The 15,411-nt window shown below is 64.2% G+C and carries 14 protein-coding genes and 1 pseudogene; 6 read left to right on the top strand and 9 right to left on the bottom strand.

The features are described from left to right. Positions 1-7: 7 nt before the first annotated feature. The 7 genes from ACESMT_RS05285 to ACESMT_RS05255 all read right to left on the bottom strand — a co-directional run bounded on the left by ACESMT_RS05285 (position 8) and on the right by ACESMT_RS05255 (position 6,666). Positions 8-529, bottom strand: coding sequence for a gluconokinase (locus ACESMT_RS05285; RefSeq protein ID WP_372825527.1), 522 nt, complete (start codon positions 527-529; stop codon positions 8-10). 43 nt (positions 530-572) lie between these two features. Continuing rightward, positions 573-1,685, bottom strand: a complete 1,113-nt coding sequence (locus ACESMT_RS05280) for a mandelate racemase/muconate lactonizing enzyme family protein (RefSeq protein WP_372825526.1) — start codon at positions 1,683-1,685, stop codon at positions 573-575. 30 nt (positions 1,686-1,715) lie between these two features. Beyond that, a complete protein-coding gene (locus ACESMT_RS05275) occupies positions 1,716-2,927 on the bottom strand; it encodes a mandelate racemase/muconate lactonizing enzyme family protein (protein ID WP_372825525.1) in 1,212 nt (403 codons plus the stop codon). Between the two features lie 68 nt (positions 2,928-2,995). Continuing rightward, on the bottom strand, positions 2,996-3,997 hold the full coding sequence (locus ACESMT_RS05270; RefSeq protein WP_372825524.1) for a TRAP transporter substrate-binding protein: 1,002 nt from the start codon (positions 3,995-3,997) through the stop codon (positions 2,996-2,998). Positions 3,998-4,040: 43 nt separating this feature from the next. Further along, a complete protein-coding gene (locus tag ACESMT_RS05265; protein ID WP_372825523.1) occupies positions 4,041-5,339 on the bottom strand; it encodes a TRAP transporter large permease subunit in 1,299 nt (432 codons plus the stop codon). Further along, positions 5,336-5,893 carry a TRAP transporter small permease gene (locus ACESMT_RS05260; protein ID WP_372825522.1) on the bottom strand — a complete coding sequence of 186 codons (558 nt, stop codon included), beginning with the start codon at positions 5,891-5,893 and terminating at the stop codon, positions 5,336-5,338. Before ACESMT_RS05260 ends, ACESMT_RS05265 begins: the two co-directional genes overlap by 4 nt. A 29-nt stretch (positions 5,894-5,922) precedes the next feature. Then, complete coding sequence (locus ACESMT_RS05255) at positions 5,923-6,666, bottom strand: FadR/GntR family transcriptional regulator (protein WP_372825521.1); 744 nt, start codon at positions 6,664-6,666, stop codon at positions 5,923-5,925. A 212-nt stretch (positions 6,667-6,878) separates the two neighbouring features. Here ACESMT_RS05255 and ACESMT_RS05250 point away from each other — a divergent pair, with 212 nt between their 5' ends. Genes ACESMT_RS05250 through ACESMT_RS05235 form a run of 4 tightly spaced genes read left to right on the top strand, consistent with a single transcriptional unit; the run spans position 6,879 to position 10,985 of the window. After that, positions 6,879-8,621 (top strand): IlvD/Edd family dehydratase, encoded by a 1,743-nt coding sequence (locus ACESMT_RS05250; RefSeq protein ID WP_372825520.1) that lies wholly within the window; start codon positions 6,879-6,881, stop codon positions 8,619-8,621. Between the two features lie 32 nt (positions 8,622-8,653). Beyond that, complete coding sequence (locus tag ACESMT_RS05245; RefSeq protein WP_372825519.1) at positions 8,654-9,553, top strand: 2-dehydro-3-deoxygalactonokinase; 900 nt, start codon at positions 8,654-8,656, stop codon at positions 9,551-9,553. Then, a complete protein-coding gene (locus tag ACESMT_RS05240) occupies positions 9,553-10,194 on the top strand; it encodes a 2-dehydro-3-deoxy-6-phosphogalactonate aldolase (RefSeq protein WP_372825518.1) in 642 nt (213 codons plus the stop codon). The genes ACESMT_RS05245 and ACESMT_RS05240 overlap by 1 nt, the downstream gene beginning before the upstream one ends. After that, the gene (locus tag ACESMT_RS05235) at positions 10,191-10,985 is read left to right on the top strand and encodes an SDR family NAD(P)-dependent oxidoreductase (RefSeq protein WP_372825517.1); all 795 of its coding nucleotides are present in this window, start codon (positions 10,191-10,193) and stop codon (positions 10,983-10,985) included. The genes ACESMT_RS05240 and ACESMT_RS05235 overlap by 4 nt, the downstream gene beginning before the upstream one ends. Here the strand turns inward: ACESMT_RS05235 and ACESMT_RS05230 are convergent. Both ACESMT_RS05230 and ACESMT_RS05225 read right to left on the bottom strand, forming a co-directional pair. After that, a complete protein-coding gene (locus ACESMT_RS05230; protein WP_372825516.1) occupies positions 10,967-11,200 on the bottom strand; it encodes a hypothetical protein in 234 nt (77 codons plus the stop codon). The genes ACESMT_RS05235 and ACESMT_RS05230 overlap by 19 nt on opposite strands. 154 nt (positions 11,201-11,354) lie before the next feature. Next, positions 11,355-14,564 (bottom strand): AAA family ATPase, encoded by a 3,210-nt coding sequence (locus tag ACESMT_RS05225; protein WP_372825515.1) that lies wholly within the window; start codon positions 14,562-14,564, stop codon positions 11,355-11,357. Positions 14,565-14,682: 118 nt separating this feature from the next. Here ACESMT_RS05225 and ACESMT_RS05220 point away from each other — a divergent pair, with 118 nt between their 5' ends. Further along, the gene (locus tag ACESMT_RS05220; protein WP_372825513.1) at positions 14,683-15,060 is read left to right on the top strand and encodes a group 1 truncated hemoglobin; all 378 of its coding nucleotides are present in this window, start codon (positions 14,683-14,685) and stop codon (positions 15,058-15,060) included. Positions 15,061-15,113: 53 nt separating this feature from the next. Next, a pseudogene (locus tag ACESMT_RS05215) lies at positions 15,114-15,392 on the top strand (SDR family NAD(P)-dependent oxidoreductase); the annotation flags it as partial. Positions 15,393-15,411 lie beyond the last annotated feature (19 nt).

Below are 15,411 nucleotides of genomic sequence, written 5' to 3'. Positions count from 1 at the left end.
AAGAAGCTCAGGAAGCCTGGCTGCGGGCTTCCCGCAGGTTGACCAGCACGGCGGCGACGATATCTTCGGGCTGGCTGGCCACATCAAAGCTCTGCACATTTTCGTCCATACCGGGAATCTCCAGCGTGTTGAGCTGGCTGTCCAGCAGGGACAGCGGCATGTAATGGCCGGTGCGCGCTGCCATACGTTGTGCCAGCAAGGCGTATTCGCCGTGCAGGTAGACAAAACGCAGGCCGGGCGCGCCACTGCGCAAGATGTCGCGGTAGGAGCGTTTGAGCGCCGAACACGACAGCACCAGGCCTTGCCCGTCGGCATGCGACTGCCGGATGCGGTCCGCCAGGGTTTGCAGCCAGCCTTCGCGGTCTTCATCGCTCAGGGCAAAACCGGCCGCCATGCGCACCACATTGCGCTCGGGGTGCAGCACGTCGCCCTCAAGAAATGGCAGGCTCAGCGCGGCAGCCAGCTGCGCGCCCACGGTGCTTTTGCCGCAGCCGCTGACACCCATGACCACAAAGATATCGGAATCCATCACCGCCTATTTTGCCTCCCGCGTGGACAGGGCCTGACCTTGCTCAGGCGGTTGTCTGCCTGAATTGCGTCCAGGCGGCGGCGGTGGGCGTCGTTCCCGCGCCGGGCAGTTCAGGCCGGCGGAAATAGCCATCAATCACCTCGGCCGGGTCAGTAAAGCAGTGCTTGATCCACGGAATAAATTCCAGCACCTCACAAGCGGGGTGGGCGTATGACAGGTGCACATGCACCTGGCTCATGTCGCCTGCGTGCGGCGCAACCGGCAGGCGGAAAGCGTGTGCGGTTTCGCAGACCCGCAGCACCTCGGTCAAGCCGGCCATGCGCGTCACATCGGGCTGAACCCAATGGATGGCCTGCTGGGCAAAAAACTCCGCAAATGCATCGACTGTGTAGAGCTGCTCACCCAGCGCGACCGGGATGGCCGTGGCGCGCGCCAGCTGCGCATGGCCTTTCACGTCGTCGTACCACAAGGGCTCCTCAAACCAGAACACATCCGAATCCTGCGCCGCACGGCAAAAACGCTGGCAGGTCGGCAAGTCCCATTTGCCGTTGCCATCGATGGCCAGCGTGATGTCCGGCCCTATGGCCTGCCGTACCGCAGCCAGGCGCCGCAGGTCGCGCTCCACGGTAGAACCGACCTTGATCTTGATGCCGGTGAAACCCTGGGCCACGGCGCGTTGGGCGCCTTCGACCAGCTTGTCGTCGGCAATGCTGAGCCAGCCGATGTCGGTGTTATAGGCACGCACCTTGTCGCGCACCTGTCCGCCCAACAGTTTCCACAAGGGCTGGCCTGCTGCCTTGGCCTTGATATCCCACAGCGCGAGATCAATGGCGGCATGCGACAGCGTGGTGATGCCGGCCCGGCCCACCCACTGCAGCGCGGGGTTGCGCGCCAGCTTTTTCCACAGGCGGTTGATGTCACCAGCGTCCTCGCCCATCAGCATGGGCGCGTGGCAGGTTTCTATGCAACGCGTGATGAGCTGGTCGCTGGGAAGGTGCGCATGGGTGCCGGTAAAACCGTAACCGCTCAAGCCGTCGTCGGTGTCGATTTGCGCGCCCACCACGCCCCAGTGCGTGATGCTGTGGGTGCTGTCGGCAATGTGGGCGCCTGTGACAGGCACATGCAGGATGAAAGGGCGAACGGATTTTATTTTCATGATGGTCTCGGGTTGTGAGGGGGCCGGCGCTCAGTCCGGCACCGATACGCGCAGGGTGGCGTCGACGCGTTTGTGCAGGTCGGGCAGCAACTCCAGACCCAGCCCGGGTTTACCGTTCAGGCTGAGCATGCCGCGCGTGACGGTCGGCAACCCGGTCACCAGTTCCTTGTACCAGCCGGTGTAGAAAGCGCGCACGCTTTCCTGGATCAGGGCATTGGGCGCGTGCAGCGACAGGTGGCTGGAGGCCGCCCAGACCACCGGCCCGGTGCAGTCATGCGGCGCGACGGGCAACTGCCAGGCGTCGGCCATGGCTGCAATCTTGCGCGCCTCGGTCAGGCCGCCGCACCAGCTCAGGTCCAGCATGGCGACGCCAGCCACGCCGGTCTGCAGGTAGTCCTTGAAACCCCATTTGTAGCTGAGGGTCTCGCTGGCGCAGATCAGGGCATTACAGTCTTTTGAATACTGTTTGAGCAGGTCCAGCGAGTCCATGCGGATGGCGTCTTCATGCCAGAAGGTGTTGAAGGGTTGGAGGGCACGCGCGATTTTTTGCGCCATCGGCAGCCGCCACAGGCTGTGGAACTCGACCATGATGTCCATCTGCTCGCCCACCGCGCTGCGTATCTTGCGGAAGGGCTCCAGTGCGAGGTCCAGATCAGCGTGGCTGATGTACTGCCCGTCGCTTTTTTCGGCCGCCGGATCGAAGGGCCATATTTTCATGGCGGTGACGCCTTCGGACAGCAGCGATTCGGCGAGTTCGTCGGCCCGATGCAGAAAACCTTCCAGATCTTCGTAAGGTCCGGTATTGGCTTTTTTGGCCTTGCCTATGCCCCAGTTTGCGGTGTTCTGGTTGACGGTACTGCGCACGTACTGGTAACCGGCGCAGGTGTTGTAAATGCGGATGCTGTCGCGGCTCTTGCCGCCCAGCGCGGTGTATAGCGGCATGTTCGCCGCCTTGCCGAAGATATCCCACAGCGCGATGTCAATGGCCGAGTTGCCGCGTGTCTCCACGCCGGAGCCGCGCCAGCCGAGGTAGCCGGTGATGTCCTTGTTGCGCGCCTCAATGGCCAGCGGGTCTTTGCCCAGGAGCTTGGGACCCGCCCACTCATGGATATAAGCCTCAACCGCCTGCGCGCCCATGAAGGTCTCGCCCAGCCCCACCAGGCCTTCGTCGGTATAGATGCGGACCCAGATGATGTTGGGGAACTCGCCCAGACGCAAGGTTTCAACTTTGGTGATTTTCAATCCAGACTCCGAAAAAAAGGCCGCAAGAGAAACTCCCTGCGGCCTGGAGACGACGACCGGCGCGCCGTTTAACCGCCGCGCGCCTTCTTCAGCGCGTCCATCACGATCTTGACAGGCTCGGCGCCTATGGTGGGCACGTTCTTGTCGTACACGGGCTTGACCTTGTCGAACATGCGTTGCTGCTCGGCCGGGCTCACTTCGTTGACGGTCATGGTCCTCTTGAGGTTGGCCAGTGACTTCTCGTTGAGCGCGCGGTTGGCGGCCCGCTGGACCTTCTGGCCCTCCATGGCGGCCTCACGCAGCACGGCTTGCTCCTGCGGGTTGAGCTGGTCCCAGAGTTTTTTGCTGTATAGCACCAGGAAGGGTGTGTAGGCGTGGCGTGTCACGCTCAGGTACTTCTGCACCTCGCTGAACTTGGAGGTCTCGATGGTCACGAAGGGGTTTTCCTGGCCATCGATGGTTTTGGTTTCCAGCGCGGTAAACACCTCGCCGAAAGCCATGGGCACAGCATTGGTGCCCAGGGTCTTGAAGGTGTCCAGGAAGATGTTGTTCTGCATCACGCGGACCTTGACGCCGTCAAAGTCTTCCACCTTGGCAACCGGCCGCTTGCTGTTGGTCAGGTTGCGAAAGCCGTTTTCCCAGTAAGCCAGGTTGATGAGACCGGCTTCTTCGAGCTTCTTGTTGAAGTAAGCGCCAGCCGGGCCGTCGAGCACCGCATCGGCTTCCTTTTCATTGGCGAACAGGAAAGGCAGGTCGAAGGCGCCGAGCTCCTTGACGATGCCGACCAACGGCGAGCTGGACGTGCACACCATCTCCTGGGTACCGGCGCGCAGCGCCTGCGTGGCCGGCAGGTCACCGCCAGCAGCGCCTCCCCAGAAGGCATTGATTTTCATCTTGCCGCCGGTCTTGGCGGCCAGCACTTCCTGCATCTTCTTGACGCCCACGCCGACCGGATGGTCTTCGTTGACACCGTTGGTGAACTTGATCGTTCGATCGGCAAATTGCGCGAAAGACGACGTGGCAACTAGCAAGGCGGCGGCCGCCAGGGCGAGAGTTCTGCGTTTGAACATGGTTGTCTCCTTTATATAAACGACAGGGGTTGGGAAAGGGAAATCACCGCATCAGCCACTTGAGGGGTTCGGTGACGATGGCGGGAAAAACAATCAGCAGCGACAACACGGCCAGTTGCGCCAGCAGAAAGGGCAGAACACCCTTGAACGCGGTGTCCATGCTGATTTTTGCAACGCCGCACACCACATTCAGCACGGTACCCACCGGCGGGGTGATCAGGCCGATGGCGTTGTTCATGATGAACATGATGCCGAAATACACCGGATCGATGCCGGCCTTGAGCACCACTGGCATCAGCACCGGCGTGAGGATCAGCACCGTGGGAGTGAAGTCGAGCGCGGTGCCGACAACCACGACGAGCACCATCATCACCACCATCAGCAGCATCTTGTTGTCCATAAAAGGTGTCATCATTTCGGCAACTTCCGTCGGAATGTTGGCCACGGTGATCAGCCAGGCGCTGACCATGGCTGCCGCCACCAGGAACATCACCACGGCCGTTGTCTTGCCCGCTGACAGGATGAGCCCGTAAAGCTCTGACCATTTGAGCTCGCGGTAAATGAACATGCCAACAACAAAGCTGTACACCGCGGCCACCACAGCCGCTTCAGTCGGTGTGAATACGCCGAACTTCATGCCGCCGATGATGACGACCGGCAAGGCCAGCGCAAAGCCGCCTTCCGCCGTGATGCGCAGGCGATCTGCGGTACCCAATTTCGGCGCGGGAAGGACGTTCTCCTTTTTCGCGAGCCACCACCATGTCAGGCCGATGGCCAGGCCCATGAGCAGCCCGGGCACGATGCCCGCCAGGAACAACTTGGTGATGGACACATTGCCGGCGACCCCGAAAATAATCAGGCCAATCGACGGCGGAATGACCGGGGCGATGATGCCGCCTGACGCAATCAGCCCCGAGGCCCGCCCGACGTTGTAGCCAGCCGCCCGCATCATGGGGATCAACAACGCGGCCAGCGCGGCTGTGTCGGCCACGGCAGAGCCCGACAGCGAGGCCATGATCACGGCGGCAATCACCGTGACGTAACCGAGACCGCCGCGAAAATGTCCGACCCAGGCCATGGCCAGATTCACGATGCGGCGGCTCAGCCCGCCCGCGTTCATGAATTCGCCGGCCAGCAGAAAGAAGGGAACGGCCAGCAGCGGAAAGTTGTCGGCGCCGTCGACAAAACGCTGGGCGAGAATCTGGCTGTCGAAGGTCACCAGTCCACTGGTGGCTGCCAGAAAGGCCATCAACGTGACGCCGCAGACCAGCAGTGCATAGGCGATCGGCATACCAATCGCCATTGCGGCCAGCAGACTCAGAATAAATACGGTGACCGTCATCCCCTGTTTCCCTGCATGTGTTTTCCGACGTCGGCCAGCCCTTCAGTCTCGATCACCTGAACCAGTTCGTCGTCGCGGATCTGGCCGGTGAGCAGGCGGTACAGGACATTGAGATTGATGAAGCCCATGACCGTGGCGACGACGTAACCAATACCGTAAATCCAGATCATTGAGATGCCCACCACCACCGACACGTTGCTCACCTGCAGCTCGTGCATCTTCCAGGTGCCCAGAAAAAACAAGCCGTTGCAAAACAGCATCAGCGCTTCGCTCAGAAACAGGCAGACCTTTTTGCCCATCACAGGCAGATGCTTGACCACGGTATCGACGCCGAGGTGTCCGCCCTCCCGCATGGCGACCATCGCACCTATGTAGGTCAGCCAGATAAAGCAATAGCGCGACATCTCGTCGGAAATCGAAATGCCGGAATTGAAGGCATAACGCAGCACCACGTTGCCGAACACCATGATCACCATGGCCACCATGCAGACGACCACCAGCAATTCAAGCAGTTTGAAAAACCGGTGGACCGACGTGTCCATTGCTTTTTGCAAGTTCATCTTCTGCCCGCTTTTTGTCTATCTCACGCTGCCTTGAGCTGCCGCGCGGGACTGCTCAATACCGGCAGACGCCGGCGCGAGGCCAGCACAGCTTCAATGTCGTCCTTCGCGCCGTCGATCAACACCCGGATTGCACGCTCGGCCTCATCGGGCTGGTGCGCAATCACCGCATCCAGTACGGCGCGGTGCAGCGGCAGCGAAAGCGTCGGCCCGTCCTTGCGGCGCGTTGAAATTTCAAAGCTGGTACGAAGCAGCGCGCCCAGCGCCTTGCTCATCTGCACCAGCATGCGGTTGCGGCTGGCACGCAGCAGACCCTGGTGAAACCGCAGGTCGTGCGTGACATAGTCGCCGCCCTCCTCGACCGCGCGTTTCATGCCGGCGTAGGCGGCCTCGACTTCGGCGATGTCCTGCTTTGTCGCGCGCTCGGCAGCCAGCCGCATGGCGGCGGGTTCGACCACACAACGCAGGTCCTGCAGGTCGCGCAAAAATTCGGCTGTCAAGCCGGCCTTGGACTGCCAGCTGATGACGTCCGGGTCAAACCAGTTCCAGTGGTCTTCGGACAACACGCGGGTGCCGACCTTGGGGCCCGTGGTCATCAGGCCTTTGGCGATCAACGACTTCACGGCCTCGCGTATCACGGTGCGGCTGACGCCAAGCTCCTGGCACAACACCGGCTCGGGCGGGATGGACGCACCCACGGCGTAACGCCCTGCGACGATGGCTTCGCCGAGGTGGTCAACCGTATTGCCGTGGACGTTCTTGATCAAAAAAACTCCTGTCAATCCGTTTTTCAGGCGAATTGCATCGTTACGCGGTGTTCGCAATCCTCATGTACCGGGTACATTCCGGTTGCTCTGCTCCGGGCCCCTCGCACTTCATCCTGAAATTCCGCATTTCCAGAAGTGCATTACTGGTTTTTACTGAGGGGACGGCGGCAATGGTATGACGATAATATGTTTATCAATTAAGGATTTTCCCTATGACCGCTCCCACGCCCCCTCGCAAGAAACCCGAAGAGCTCCGCAGCCAGCAGTGGTTTGGGCGACAGGACCGGGACGGTTTCGCCTACAGGAGCTGGGTCAAAGGCAAGGGGGTGCCGCACGACCAGTTCGACGGCCGGCCGGTGATCGGCATCTGCAACACTTTCAGCGAGTTGACGCCCTGCAACAGCCACTTCCGCACGCTGGCCGAGCAGGTCAAGATAGGTGTGTACGAAGCTGGCGGCTTTCCGCTGGAATTCCCGGTGATGTCGCTGGGCGAAACCCTGTTGCGCCCTACGGCCATGCTCTACCGCAACCTGGCCAGCATGGACGTCGAAGAAAGCATTCGTGGCAACCCGATTGACGGCGTGGTGCTGCTGATGGGCTGCGACAAGACCACACCTTCACTGGTGATGGGCGCCTCCAGCGTCGATTTGCCCACCGTGGGCGTCAGCGGCGGCCCCATGCTCAGCGGCAAGTGGCGCGGCCAGGAGCTGGGCTCTGGCACGGGCGTATGGAGCATGAGCGAGCAGGTGCGCGCTGGCACCCTCAAGCTGGCCGACTTTTTTGAAGCCGAAAGCTGCATGCACCGCAGCCACGGACACTGCATGACCATGGGCACGGCCAGCACCATGGCCAGCATGGTCGAGGCGCTGGGCATCGGCCTGCCCGGCAACGCGGCCTACCCGGCGGTGGACGGCAGGCGCAATGTGCTGGCGCGCATGGCCGGGCGCCGCGTGGTCGAGATGGTTCACGAGGACCTGCTGCTCTCAAAAATTCTGACACGCGAGGCGTTCGAGAATGCCATCAAGACACTCGCAGCGATTGGCGGCTCGACCAATGCCGTGATTCATCTGATTGCGATGGCCGGGCGTATAGGTGTGAAGCTGAACGTCGATGACTTTGACCGCCTGGCCAGCGAGCTGCCGTGCCTGGTCAATCTGCAGCCTTCGGGCAAGTTCCTCATGGAAGACTTTTGTTATGCCGGAGGCCTGCCGGTGGTCATGAAGGAAATCGCGCAGCACCTGCACCTGGGCGCCATTACCGCCAACGGAAAAACCATTGGCGAGAACATTGCCGACGCGCAGAACTACAACACCGAGGTGATCCAGCCGCTGGCCCGGCCCTTCAAGGAAAAAGCCGGCATCGCCGTGTTGCGCGGCAACCTGTCGCCACGCGGCGCCGTCATCAAGCCGAGCGCGGCAACGCCAGCCCTGATGGTGCACACCGGCCGCGCGGTGGTGTTTGAAAACATCGAGGACTTCCACGCGCGCATCGACGACGAAGACCTGGACATCGACGAAAACTGCGTGATGGTGCTCAAGAACTGCGGCCCCAAGGGCTACCCGGGTATGGCCGAGGTCGGCAACATGCCGCTGCCGCCCAAGGTGCTGCGCAAGGGCATCACCGACATGGTCCGCATCAGCGACGCGCGCATGAGCGGCACCGCCTACGGCACCGTGGTGCTGCACACTGCCCCCGAAGCCGCCGCCGGCGGCCCGCTGGCGATTGTGCAACACGGCGACATGATCGAACTCAACGTACCCCAGCGCAAGCTGCAGTTGCTGATCAGCGACGAGGAACTGGCGCGCCGCCTGAGCCTGTGGACCGCGCCACCGCCGCCGCTGTCCTCGGGCTACTGGAAACTGTATGTGGACCACGTGTTGCAGGCCGACGAAGGCGTGGACCTCGATTTTTTGGTCGGCAAGCGCGGCGCGTTTGTGCCACGGGATAACCATTGAACCTGGCAGCGCAGCCTGAAACAGATCAGGCGATGAAACAGCTGCTGGCGGTGGACTGGGGCACCTCATCCCTGCGCGGGGCGCTGCTGGACAACGACGGCAAGGTGCTCAAGGAACGCTCGTTCGAGCGCGGTATCCTGACCGTGCCCCCTGGTGAATTTGCTACTGTTTTTGAAGCGTCTTTTGGCCACTGGATGGGGGCTACAGGCACTTTTTGCCTGATTTCCGGCATGGCGGGCAGCAAGCAGGGCTGGCTGGAGGCACCTTACTGCGCCTGCCCGGCAGGGTTCGACGAGGTCGCTTCGCAACTGGCCTGGGTGCGAGCCGGGCGTATCGCCATCGTGCCCGGCCTGAGCTGCGAACGCGAAGGCATACCGGACGTGATGCGTGGCGAGGAAACCCAGGTTTTTGGCGCCCTGCAACTACTGGGCCTGCAGGACGGCCTGCTGGTGTTGCCCGGCACCCACAGCAAGTGGGTTTGGGTCCGTTCAGGCAGAGTCGAAAGTTTTTCCACCTTCATGACCGGCGAGTTTTACGCGCTGCTACGCCAGCACTCGATCCTCGCGCGCACCCTGCCCGAAGCCGATGCCGAGGTGGACTGGGACATTTTTGACGAAGGCGTTGCACTCGCACTGCGCGGCGGCAGCCTGCTGCAAACTGCCTTCAGCGTGCGCAGCCTGTCGCTGTTCGGGCGCATGGCCGCAGCCGGCCTGCCGAGTTATTTGTCGGGGCTGGTGATCGGTGAGGAGATCCGCACGCAGCAGCTTCCCGCCGGCACGCCGCTGGTCCTCGTCGGCTCGGACAGCCTGACACGGCGGTATGAACGCGCGCTGGGACAGCGCAGCGCGCAGGTGCAGTGCGCCGGGGCCGAAGCAAGCTGGCGCGGCCTGTGGGCGCTGGCGCAAACCATTCATCCACACTGGGACGCATGATGACAAGCGCTCATAAAAAATTCGCCGCCGCGATGAAGGGCATTTCACTCGTGGGCATCCTGCGCGGCCTGAAGCCCGAAGAGGCCCTGCCCATCGGCCATGCGCTGCTGGGGGCCGATTGGACATTGATCGAGGTGCCGCTCAATTCGCCGCAGCCGCTGCAAAGCATAGAAGCCCTGGCCGCAGCGCTGCCCCAGGCACTGGTCGGCGCCGGCACCGTGCTGAGCGCCAACGAGGTGCGCGAGGTGCATGCGGCCGGCGGCCAGCTGGTGGTGTCACCCAACTTCAACGCCGAGGTGGTGCGTGAAGCGCTGCGCCTGGGGATGGTCTGCCTGCCCGGTGTCATGACCGCGACCGAAGCCTTCGCCGCGCTGGACGCTGGCGCGACCGGTCTCAAGCTGTTTCCGGCCGAAATGATCACGCCAGCAGTGGTCAAGGCGCTGCGCGCCGTCCTGCCCTTGCAGACCCTGCTGCTGCCGGTGGGCGGCATCACGGTGGACAACATGGCGGCCTACCGCGCCGCTGGCGCCAGCGGCTTCGGCATCGGCTCGGCGCTCTACCGGCCCGGCATGGCGGCGGCGGAGGTCGCTGAAAACGCTATGAAATTCATCGCTGCCTGCGCTGCTACCATCAGGGCATGAACACGATTCCATCCACAAACAACGCGGACATCTGCTTCGGGCTGAAGGACCGGGTCTGCATCGTCACAGGCGGCGCGCAAGGCATAGGCGAAGCTTGCGCCCGTCGTTTTGCCCGCGAAGGCGCCCGCGTCGTGATCGCTGACACGGCCGATGAACCGGGCCAGGCCCTGGCGAGCGAAATCGGTGCGCTGTACCTGCATTGCGATGTGGGCGACAGTGCCCAGGTCGATGCTGTGGTGGCACGCAGCATGCAGGCACATGGCCGCATCGATGTGCTGGTCAACAACGCGGGTATCTTCCGGGCTGCTGATTTCCTGGACATCACTGAAGCTGATTTCGACGCCGTGTTACGTGTCAACATCAAGGGATCTTTCCTGATGGGCCAAGCGGTTGCGCGTGTCATGGCACAGCAGGGCGGCGGCAACATCGTCAATATGAGCTCGGTCAACGCTGTACTCGCAATACCCACGATTGCCAGCTACAACGTCAGCAAGGGCGGCGTCAACCAGCTGACCCGCGTGATGGCACTGGCCCTGGCCGACAAGGGCATCCGCGTCAACGCCGTCGCGCCCGGCACCATCGCCACAGAACTCGCCTACAAAGCCGTGCTGACCAGCGATGAGGCCAAGGCAAAAATCATGAGCCGCACACCAATGAAGCGTCTCGGCGAGCCCTCGGAAATCGCCGACGTTGTGGCCTGGCTGGTCAGTGACGCTGCAAGTTATGTCACTGGTGAAATCGTGACCGTCGATGGCGGGCGCATGACGCTGAACTACACCGTGCCGGTGTAGCGGTGTTTCTGGCCGTGGTTCAGCCACGACGTGTATTCCTGTTCGCCGGCGTCGGCTGGCGAAGCGCGCGGCTCGATCTTGCGCCGCAGGGACAGCATCATCTCGGCCAGCAGTTGCTCGATCACAGCGAGGGTTTCCAGCGACACCGGGTGCGGGCACGTCACTGACGCTGCACGGTCTTCCCCGGACGGAGCCAAAGTGGTTTGAGTGGTCATGGGTATCTTCTCCTTGATGCGCCTTTCGGCGCGCGGGTGGACGGGACTCGAACGCAGCGGCTGCATGCAACTGCTGTGGCAAGCTTGGCATGCGGGTGTTCCTGAATCGTTCCTGCGGGCCGTATCGCCCTTTGAGTCGGGCTCTGCCGGGGGCTCAGCGTTTGCGCCCCACACCGTCCGAGAGCGCGCTGCAGCGGGCCTCGTCCAGCGGGTGACCGGCTGCGCGAAAGCCCCTGGCCGCATGCTGAAAGCCCCCGCGCGCAGCCTCGGCCTCGCCAGCGGCCAGCGCGATGTGGGCCCGCGCCTCATGCAGGGCGGCATGCCAGGCTGGCAACCGCATCACAACATTGGCGAGGTAGTCGGACTGTTGCTCGTGACTGGCAGCCAGGTCCAGCTCGCGCGCCCGGGCTGCGGCGATGGTGGCAGGGATGGCGAAGGTGATGCGGCAGCCGGGGCAAGTCTCCAGCGGGCCCCGCACAGCCGCTGCGGCTTCTTCGACCACCCCGAGCGCACGGTCCGGGTCGGACGCAATCGCAATGCGCGTGCCGTAGATACGGTCGAGCAGATGAAAACCGACGTCCGACTGGCGCGCCACGTCCAGGGCTTCGTCCAACAGTCCACGTGCCAGACCGCGGTTGCCGCGGTACATGGCCAATTCGGCCCGACGCTGGAGCGACAGGGCTTCGCCGGTGGCGCCACCTATGCGGCGGTGCAGGCGGCCGCCGGCGATGAGGTCTACCTCGGCGGCGTCAAGCTGGCCGGCGAGCAGCCGGGCCTCGCCGCGCAGCGTGACCGCAAAGGCGTGGCCGCGGTCGGCCTTGAGCCGCTGCGCCTCGGCTGCCAGCGCGTCGGCAAACGCGATCACCTCCGCATACGGCCGCGAGCCATACAGAAAGCGCTGTGTGATGCACAGGTGCCCGTCGAAAACGCGGACCGCCAGCAACGGCAGATGGCCAGTCTCCCGCAGGTCGGCCCAGACGCTGCTGTGAAGGTCGCCGCGCGCATGCGCCGCAGCGGCCTGGGCCCAGGACGCGATGACCAAGGTGCCCTCGTCGCCGGTTTCGAGCGCCAGCCGCCGGACCTCGGCCGAACGACGCGTCCCTTCGGCCGGGTCGCCGAAGCCCAGCGCGGCGGCACCGCTGTAGGCCAGGGCCTCCGCCAGCCGGCCGGGTACGGTCGTGGGGTGCACGTCGCGCAAGTAAACCAGCGCGCCCGACGGGTCACTCGTTTTCACTTGCGCCAGCGCCCGCTTGGCCCGTAGCTCGTGCGCCAGGACCTGCGGCGCCACGTCGGCCGCCGCGTCGTAGGCGGCCAGCGTACCGGGGCGGCCAAGCGCATCCATGGATTCGGCGCGCAGCGCCAGCGCCTCGGCCTGCTGCGGATGGCGGGCAAACAACGGATCGACGTGCCGAAGCACGTCCTCGTACGCGCCTAGGCGAAACGCCTCGCGCGCTGCGGCAAGTGACCACGGCAGCGCACGCTCTTGCTGGTCTGTCGCCAGCCAGTGCTGTCCAATCAGCCCTGGCGCGGCGCCAGCTTGCTCCAACCGCACGGCCACATCGCGGTGCATGCCAAGGCGGCGGTGCGGCGCAATCCCATCCTGCAGCGACTGGCGCACCAGCGCGTGGCGAAACCGGTAGCGCCCCGACTGCACCAGCAGCACCCCGAGCGCCAGTGCCCGGTCCAGCCGCTCGGCGGCGTCGCGGGCCGGGTCGCTCGCCAGCGCTACGGCCGTGGTCACGTCGAAGTCCTCCGCCGCGAGCGCGAGCCGGCGCAGGACTTCCATTTCGTCCTCGCCCACGTCGCACAGGCGCTTGGCCAAGGCGACCGACAGATTGCGCGGCAGCCGCGTGGTCGGCACGCTGCCGCTGGCCGCAGCGGCGCGTGCCATCTCGACCACGGCGAAAGGCACGCCTTCGGCCAGCCGCGCGACGGCGGCCGCAGCATCCGCCTGCAGGGGCTGCGTCGCCGAGCGGGTCGCCAGCAAGGCCGCCTCGTCGCCGGTCAGCGGGCCCAACTCGACTGCCTGGAGCGTGCCCGCACGAAGCATGCGGGACACATGGCGGTCCAGCAGAGCCGGCAGCGGCGGACGGCAGGCCAGGGCCACGAAGAGCGGCGCGCCGCTGACCACCAGTTGCGCCAGCACCTCGGCACTGCCATCGTCGGCGGCGTGGGCGTCGTCGACGATCAGCAAGACCGGCTTGGCCTGCGCAGTTGCGAGCAACAAGCGCCGTACCGCACCCACCACCTGGTGCCGCCCCAGCGGCAAGGCCAAGGCTTGGGGCGGGCCGCCGGCCGGCACCATGGCCGCCAACACCGCCTTTGCGTGCGGGCCCAAGGCCTGCAGCGCTACCTCATCCGCTTCACGCAGCAGCGGCTCGATCAGGTCAGTGGCCAAGCCGTAGGGCCGGGTCCAGTCGCTGGCCTGCAGGAACCTGATCTGCCAGCCGAGCCCGCGCGCCTCGCGCGCCATTCGGCGGCAGAAAGTAGTCTTGCCCATCCCAGCCGGTGCATGCACCAGCACTCCGCTGGCGCTGTCGTGCGCGGCGGACGCGCGCAGCAGTGCAAGCACGCGCACCAGCTCTGGCGCGCGGCCGATGAAGACAGGCGCGTCGTCCGCCTCGCCGGCAAGGCACTCGCGGTGAAACGCCTGCACCTGCGGTCCGGGCTGCAGGCCCAGGGACTGCTGCAGATGGTCGCGGAGATGGGCATACCAGCGCAATGCGGCGGTGGGGCGGCCAGCAGCCATCTCGGCGCGCATCAGAGCCAGATGCGCCTCCTCATCGGTGGGCTCCATCTGCACCAGCCGCTCCAGTTGCCCCGTCTGTCGCAGCAGCCGAAGGTATTTGTCGCGCAGCCGCTGGCGCGGCGCCTGGGTCCAGGCCTCATACAGCGCGTCCGGCAGAAGATCACCAAGGTAGAGCTGGGCTGCCGCCTCGCAGGCGGCCATATCACCGCCCACAAGCGCCTCGTCAGCGGCACGCTCGAAGCTTGCGGCGTCGCACTCTACGTGCCGGTCGGCCAACAGGAACACGCGCCCGCCCCGAAGCACCAGTGCGTCGGGCTGACCCAGGTAATGCCGTGCCAGGTGGGCCGCCTTGCGCAGGTTGGCGCTTCCAGCCTCAGGATCCAGGTGGGGCCAGAGCGCCTCGATCACCTGCTCGTGCAGCAGGCTGCGCTGAGGCTGCAGGCTCAGCAGCCTCAGCAGCTCGCCAGCGCGACGACCCAGCGGAGCTGATGGCACGGCCTCGACGGCACCTTCGGCGGCCTCATCACCGAACCGGAAATGGAACCGCCCTAACAGGCAGATCGACACACGCCCTTGCGCCGGGCAGGCGGAACGCGGTTGCGCGGAAATCTCCATGTCTGCCTTCCTGCCGATGCAGTGCCGGGAACGTTTCAGGAACACCCAGACGTGAGTATGACAGGACAGATGCAGACAGGCATCTGCTTAGCGACCCCAACCCCACAGGAGAAATGCCATGACGACCACCACACAAACCCCCTCGCTCTATGACCGGCTTGGCAAGTTCGACGGTATCACCCGCATCGTCGACGATGTGATGGAGGCACACCTGGCGAGCCCCGTGATCGCCACCCGGTTCCAGGCCTCCAAGGACCTCAACCATGCCAAGAAGATGGCGGTCGAGTTCTTCTGCGCCGGCTGCGGCGGCCCCGAGAGCTACAGCGGCCTTGATTTGAAGATCGCCCACACGGGCATGAACATCAGCGAGCAGGAGTACATGGCCGCGATGGATGACATCCTGGGCGCGCTGGAGAAAAACCACATTGACGCCGGGACGAGCGGCGAGGTCACCGCCGTGCTGTACTCGCTGAAGGGGCAGATCATCCGGGTCTGAGGCGCTCGGGCTGCGCCGGTAGCTCGCATCCCGGCGGGCGCGCGCGAACTCAAACGCTGGCGCTGGCCTTGGCCCTGGCCGACAAGGGCATCCGCGTCAACGCGGTCCCGCCCGGCACCATTGCGACCGAGCTGGCCGCCAAAGCCGTCCTGACCAGCGACGATGCAAAGGCAAAAATCATGAGCCGCACGCCGATGAAGCGTCTCGGCGAGCCCTCGGAAATCGCCGACGTTGTGGCCTGGCTGGTCAGTGATGCGGCCAGTTATGTCACTGGTGAAGTCGTGACAGTTGATGGTGGCCGGATGGCGCTGAACTACACCGTAACGGTCTAGGAGCCTGTCGGACTTGGGG

It is taken from the genome of Polaromonas sp. (assembly GCF_041689105.1).
Lineage (GTDB): Bacteria > Pseudomonadota > Gammaproteobacteria > Burkholderiales > Burkholderiaceae_C > Polaromonas.
The sequence above is the reverse complement of the archived record's forward strand: the minus strand, read 5'-3'. Positions and strand labels throughout refer to the sequence as shown.

Bases quoted from the DNA above. Each gene is read 5' to 3' on its own strand.
- ACESMT_RS05285 (WP_372825527.1), bottom strand. From the start codon at position 529: ATGGATTCCGATATCTTTGTGGTCATGGGTGTCAGCGGCTGCGGCAAA.
- ACESMT_RS05280 (WP_372825526.1), bottom strand. From the start codon at position 1,685: ATGAAAATAAAATCCGTTCGCCCTTTCATCCTGCATGTGCCTGTCACA.
- ACESMT_RS05270 (WP_372825524.1), bottom strand. From the start codon at position 3,997: ATGTTCAAACGCAGAACTCTCGCCCTGGCGGCCGCCGCCTTGCTAGTT.
- ACESMT_RS05265 (WP_372825523.1), bottom strand. From the start codon at position 5,339: ATGACGGTCACCGTATTTATTCTGAGTCTGCTGGCCGCAATGGCGATT.
- ACESMT_RS05250 (WP_372825520.1), top strand. From the start codon at position 6,879: ATGACCGCTCCCACGCCCCCTCGCAAGAAACCCGAAGAGCTCCGCAGC.
- ACESMT_RS05245 (WP_372825519.1), top strand. From the start codon at position 8,654: ATGAAACAGCTGCTGGCGGTGGACTGGGGCACCTCATCCCTGCGCGGG.
- ACESMT_RS05240 (WP_372825518.1), top strand. From the start codon at position 9,553: ATGACAAGCGCTCATAAAAAATTCGCCGCCGCGATGAAGGGCATTTCA.
- ACESMT_RS05235 (WP_372825517.1), top strand. From the start codon at position 10,191: ATGAACACGATTCCATCCACAAACAACGCGGACATCTGCTTCGGGCTG.
- ACESMT_RS05230 (WP_372825516.1), bottom strand. From the start codon at position 11,200: ATGACCACTCAAACCACTTTGGCTCCGTCCGGGGAAGACCGTGCAGCG.
- ACESMT_RS05225 (WP_372825515.1), bottom strand. From the start codon at position 14,564: ATGGAGATTTCCGCGCAACCGCGTTCCGCCTGCCCGGCGCAAGGGCGT.
- ACESMT_RS05220 (WP_372825513.1), top strand. From the start codon at position 14,683: ATGACGACCACCACACAAACCCCCTCGCTCTATGACCGGCTTGGCAAG.